The following is a 773-nucleotide window of genomic DNA, read 5'->3' as shown; positions in this document are numbered from 1 at the left end:
GATGTGGCAGGCGGCGCGGTCCAACGGGCGTAGCGGGCGCGGGACGTCGTGGTAGGGCGCGCCCGCGATCCGTATGACGTCGAAGCCGGAAGCGGTGAGGAAGTCGCGTAGCGCGCGGGCGGTGTAGAGGCGCAGGTGGCCGACGACCTGGGTGCCGGGTCGGCCGTGGATCGCGCGCAGGCTCACCTCCGAGAAGACGGGTTGGACGCCGGCGAGGAGGAGGCCGCGGTTGTACCAGGCGGCGAGGTTGGGGGTGGACAGCATCAGGTGCCCGCCCGGGCGGAGTACGCGGCGGAGTTCGTCCAGGGCGGCATCGGGGTCCACGAGGTGCTCGATGACCTCGCTGAAGAGCACCGCGTCGGCGGCGCCGGTCGCGAAGGGGAGCCCGCCGTCGGTGATTTCGCCGCGTACGACGGCGGGGATGCGGGTCGCGGCGCGGCGGAGTGCGTCCTGGGACCAGTCGACGCCGATGATCCGGTGGCCGGCGAGGGGTGTCGCGGCGGTGGCGGCTGCGGTGCCGTCGCCGCAGCCGATGTCGAGGACGGTGGCGGGTGGTGCCCCCGTGCGTACGGGCCCCAGGGCGCGCGCCAGTAGAAGTGCCTGCCGTCGGCTTCGGGCGTCGCCGGATGCCACCGGCACGGAGGGGTTCTCGTAGAAGTCCCTTAGTCGGGAGGGGGGATGGGGGGCGGCAGTGGTGGGGGCGGGGCTGGGGGTGGGGGGTGGCGGGGGCATCGGGCGCCTCCTGCGGGCGCGGTCGGGGGGGGGGGGGCCGG

General features: G+C 75.3%; 1 protein-coding gene. It reads right to left on the bottom strand.

The genetic code is table 11. The features are described from left to right. On the bottom strand, positions 1 to 732 hold a 732-nt coding region (locus tag RZ84_RS11335; protein ID WP_107068257.1), incomplete at its 3' end, for a class I SAM-dependent methyltransferase. Positions 733 to 773 lie beyond the last annotated feature (41 nt).

Source organism: Streptomyces sp. CT34 (assembly GCF_000805335.1).
Taxonomy (GTDB): domain Bacteria; phylum Actinomycetota; class Actinomycetes; order Streptomycetales; family Streptomycetaceae; genus Streptomyces.
This window is presented reverse-complemented; position numbering and strand designations above follow the sequence as displayed.